The organism is Streptomyces sp. M-16 (genome assembly GCF_052114405.1).
GTDB lineage: Bacteria > Actinomycetota > Actinomycetes > Streptomycetales > Streptomycetaceae > Streptomyces.
On the sequence record NZ_JBFRER010000250.1, the window covers coordinates 1 to 3,828 of the forward strand.

Below are 3,828 nucleotides of genomic sequence, written 5' to 3' on the forward strand. Positions count from 1 at the left end.
GGCCCACCGCGCCCACGCCCGGCGCCGCGGGGCCCGGTGCCGGGCCGCCCCGGCCTCCGCTTCCGCCCCGGCCTCCGCTTCCGCCCCGGTCTGCGGGGCCGCCCCGGCCTCCGTTTCCGCCCCGGCGGGGAGCTCCCGGATCCGGCGCAACACGGCCTCGCGGAGCGCGGGCGGCGGCTCCACCGCGGCCGCCGTGCCCAGCAGTGCGGCCGTCGCCGCGAACTCCCGTACCTCGCGGGCGCAGTCCGGGCAGCTCTCCAGATGCGCCTCGAAGGCGGCGCGCTCCGGCTCCGGCAGCGCGTCCAGCGCGTAGGCCGCCGTCGCCCCGTGCGGGTTCTCCGTGCTCATCAGCCGCTCACCCCGAGACAGTCGCGCAGGCGCAGGAGACCGTCCCGCAGCCGCGTCTTCACGGTACCCAGCGGTACCGACAGGGTCTCGGACAGCTCGCGGCAGGTCCGCCCCCCGTAGTAGGCCAGGACCACCGACTGCCGCTGGAGGGCGGTCAGCCCCTCCAGACAGCGCCGCACCCGCGCGCGTTCCTCGTGCTCCAGCGCGGCCTCGGTCACCTCGTCGAACTCCGGCAGCGCCGCCTCCAGCCGCGCCGCCCGCCGCTCCCGGTCGGCCGAGGCCTGCGCGGAACGCACGCGGTCCACCGCCCGCCGGTGCGCCATCGTCAGCACCCAGGTCCGTACGACGCCGCGCTCGCGGCGGTAGCGCCCGGCGGTGCGCCACACCTCCACGAACACCTCCTGGGTCACTTCCTCCGCCTGGGCCCGGTCGCGCAGCACGGCGCTCGTCACGCCGAGCACGGCCGGGCTCACCGCCTCGTACACCGAGACGAAGGCCGCCTCGTCGCCCCCGGCGACCCGGCCGAGGGCGACGGCCAGATCCTCCTCGGTCCGGGCCCGCGTCATGTCGTTCACGCACCGATCCTCCGTGAGGGGCGGGGCCATGGCGACCCCCGCACGCCGCGTGGACGATTCGGAGCCGCCGGGCCACCGGCTCGGTCCCGTACGGGGGCGCGTCCGGCGGGGCGCTCAGGCACGGGGCCGGCCGGCCCGTTCCGCGGCCCGGCGGGCCATCTCCGCCAGGCGGTCCCCGGCGTCCGACCCGGTCGGCCGGGTGGTCAGTTCGCCGCGTTTGCGCAGCTCCACCACGCCGTCGGTGAGCCGGTCCGGGTCGGTGGGGGCGGCGGGCCCGGGTAACCGGGCGTCCGGGGGGCCGTCGGTCCCGCGCACCAGGAAGGTCAGCAGCTCCAGGGCCGAGGCCACCGGCGCCGCCGCCCGACCGGACGGGGCCGTCGCCGTACCGGACGGGGCCGTCGCCGTGCCGGACGCGCCCGCCTGGCCCGGTGCCTCGCCGCGGCCCGCGGCGTCCGCGCTGCCCGCGTCGTCCGCCGTACCCGGGGCGGTGGCCGGGGGCCCGGGGGGCCGCTCCCGCTCGGTCTCGGGCATCTCGCTGCACTCCTGTCGGCCTCTGGCCCGTGGGCGTCGGAAAGGGGCGGCCGCCGCAGCACCGCGGCGGCCGCCCCTCGGCACGTCCGGGCCAGTCAACCCAGCGCCTCCGCGGGGAGGGAGTCCTTGGATCCGATCTCCCCCGTCCGGGTAGGACGAATCCCCCGGAAGGGTGAAGGGTGCGGCGTGTCGCGAGCCCATCCGGATCCTGTGCGGTAGGTCCCGCGCGGTAGGTCAGCCCGCGGTCGCCGCCGGGAGGGTGGCGGCGACCGCGGCGGCCAGGGCGTACGGATCGCCGCGGGGCGTGGCCGGCGCACGGGCGGTGCGGCGCGCCCACTCCTCCTCGTAGGAGTGCCAGTCGATCTCCCGGGGTTCGCTTCGCCGGGCCAGCGCCTTCTCCAGCGTGCCGAAGTACAGCTTCCACCGCCCGGCGTAGAACTCCCCGACCAGACCGCTCCATTCGCGGTTCGCGTAGTCGTGCAGGAAGCTCCCCTCGCTGGTGCCGCGGCGCCCCCACACGGTCAGGATCGAGCGCGCGTCGTACTCGTAGCGGTCCTTCTCCGCCTCCGTCGTGCCCCAGGAGCGGGCCGCGTCCAGCCAGCGGCCCAGCAGGAAGTTCGGGTCGGATCCGGTGAGCTCGTCCAACTGCGCCTCCCTCCATGCCCACTGGGCGGCGAGCGTGCGCAGCAGCGCGGCGTTCCCCGCCCCGTAGGCCGCCCTGATCCGTGGCAGCAGGACCCGTGAGTGGTCGGCCAGGGCCTGCCGGGCGGTGTCCACCAGGTCGAACCGGTACGCGCTGGAGGAGCGCAGCCGCGGGGCCACCCGCAGCAGGTGGTCCAGGGCGCGGCGCACCGAACCCGCCGGGTAGCGCATGGACCTCGGGCTCCAGTGCCCGGCGCCGGCCGCCGTCAGCCCCGGCCGCGCGGTGAACAGGCTGTCCTGGGACTCCGACCACAGCCCCGAGGAGGTGCTGTACGGGCCCCGGCGCAGCTCCTCCCAGGCCGCGGCGGCCTCCGGATCGGGCGCTCCGTAGCGGCGTGCGGCGAAGGCGCCGAACCAGGCCCGCTGGTCGATCGGCCCCGGCTCCCAGGCGAGGTCGGTGAACAGGCCGAAGGCCGCCGGATCGGTCCCGGCCGCCTCCGGCAGGTACGCGGTCCCCGCCAGCGCGCTGTTCCCCTTGGCGCGCCAGGCCGCGAACCGGTCGATCCACACCGAGGTGTTGGCGCCCACCGTCGTGTGCCCGCCGAAGTTGTGGATGGTGCCCATCGCGTACGGCGCACCGCCCCAACGGGCCTCCCGGTCCAGGCGGTTGTACCGGTCGGACAGCCCGTCCAGGATCAGCAGCTTCGAGGTGTCCACTCCGGCGAGCAGCTCCGGCGCGGGGTCGTCCTGCCAGCCCAGCACCGCCCACAGGGCCCCCGGGTGCGCGGCGTGCAGGGCGCCCTGGACGGCCCGCGCGGCGGCCTTCACGTCCACCCGGCCCGTCCGCCCGCCCTCGTGCAGCGGGCTCATCCGGTACATCGTGCTGTCCCCGAAGACGGCCCGCTGCTCCGCGTAGTACGCGGCCGCGAGCCGCCCCGACACCGGTGAGGCGGGGTCCAGCCAGTCGGGCCGGGCGAACCCCGCCCAGTCGCCCTGGGCCACGGTGACCGCCCCCGGGTTGCGGGCGGCGAACTCCGGCGGCACCGTGCCGAACCAGCCGGGCAGCACCGGGGTCATGCCGAGTCCGCGCAGGTGCTGGGCGATGCGCCCGCCCAGAGCGGCCCGCTCCCGCATCAGCCGTTCGGTGACCGGTCCGCCGAAGCCGCTCAGGTTCTGCAGCAGCCACCAGCTCTGGTGCGCGGGGCCGGGGATCCACTCAAGCAGCTCCCGCGCCGGGTAGCCGAAGCCCTGGAGCGCCTTGTAGTACGGGTACTCGGCGCCGACCTGCACGAACACCTCGTTGACCCCGTGCAGGGCGAGCACGTCGATCTGCCGCCGGCGCTCCTCGAAGGAGCGGTACGCGCCCGCGTACCCGTCGTCGGTGTCGTTGAGCGCGTACCGGTGGGGGACGAGCGCGCGGCGGGTGACCGGCTCGGGTACCGCGGGCAGGGTCGCCGGGAGCATCCCGAGGCTGTCGCCCGGCAGGCCGATGTCCACCCCGGCGACGTGCCGCAGGTACCAGCCGACGCCGGTGAGCAGCGTCGCGCCGGTGGAGCCGCGCACGGTGACGGCGCCCGCGCGGCCGGAGACGGTGAAGGTGTCGGCGCCGGCCGCCGGGTCGGGCACGAGCGTGAACTGCCCCGCGTGGCGCGGCAGGAGCCGTGCCAGGGCGGCCCGCGCGGGCGCGGCGTCGAAGGCGCGGGGAGGCGCGCCGGGGCCTGCCGCCGAGGAC

The 3,828-nt window shown here is 77.1% G+C and carries 4 protein-coding genes; all 4 read right to left on the reverse strand.

Annotated elements, in window-relative coordinates:
- A partial coding sequence (locus tag AB4039_RS41690; RefSeq protein WP_442273246.1) for a zf-HC2 domain-containing protein occupies window positions 1-348 on the reverse strand: 348 nt, incomplete at its 3' end.
- Window positions 348-914: an ECF RNA polymerase sigma factor SigK gene (gene sigK / locus AB4039_RS41695; RefSeq protein WP_442273248.1), complete on the reverse strand. Its 567-nt coding sequence runs from the start codon at window positions 912-914 to the stop codon at window positions 348-350. The genes sigK and AB4039_RS41690, both read right to left, overlap by 1 nt.
- A gap of 123 nt (window positions 915-1,037) precedes the next feature.
- The gene (locus AB4039_RS41700) at window positions 1,038-1,454 is read right to left on the reverse strand and encodes a hypothetical protein (RefSeq protein ID WP_266845815.1); all 417 of its coding nucleotides are present in this window, start codon (window positions 1,452-1,454) and stop codon (window positions 1,038-1,040) included.
- Window positions 1,455-1,688: 234 nt separating this feature from the next.
- A partial coding sequence (locus AB4039_RS41705; protein WP_442273247.1) for an alpha-N-acetylglucosaminidase occupies window positions 1,689-3,828 on the reverse strand: 2,140 nt, incomplete at its 5' end.

Excerpts from the sequence above, each read along its gene's own strand:
- AB4039_RS41700 (WP_266845815.1), bottom strand. The coding sequence starts at position 1,454 with ATGCCCGAGACCGAGCGGGAGCGGCCCCCCGGGCCCCCGGCCACCGCC.
- sigK (WP_442273248.1), bottom strand. The coding sequence starts at position 914 with ATGACGCGGGCCCGGACCGAGGAGGATCTGGCCGTCGCCCTCGGCCGG.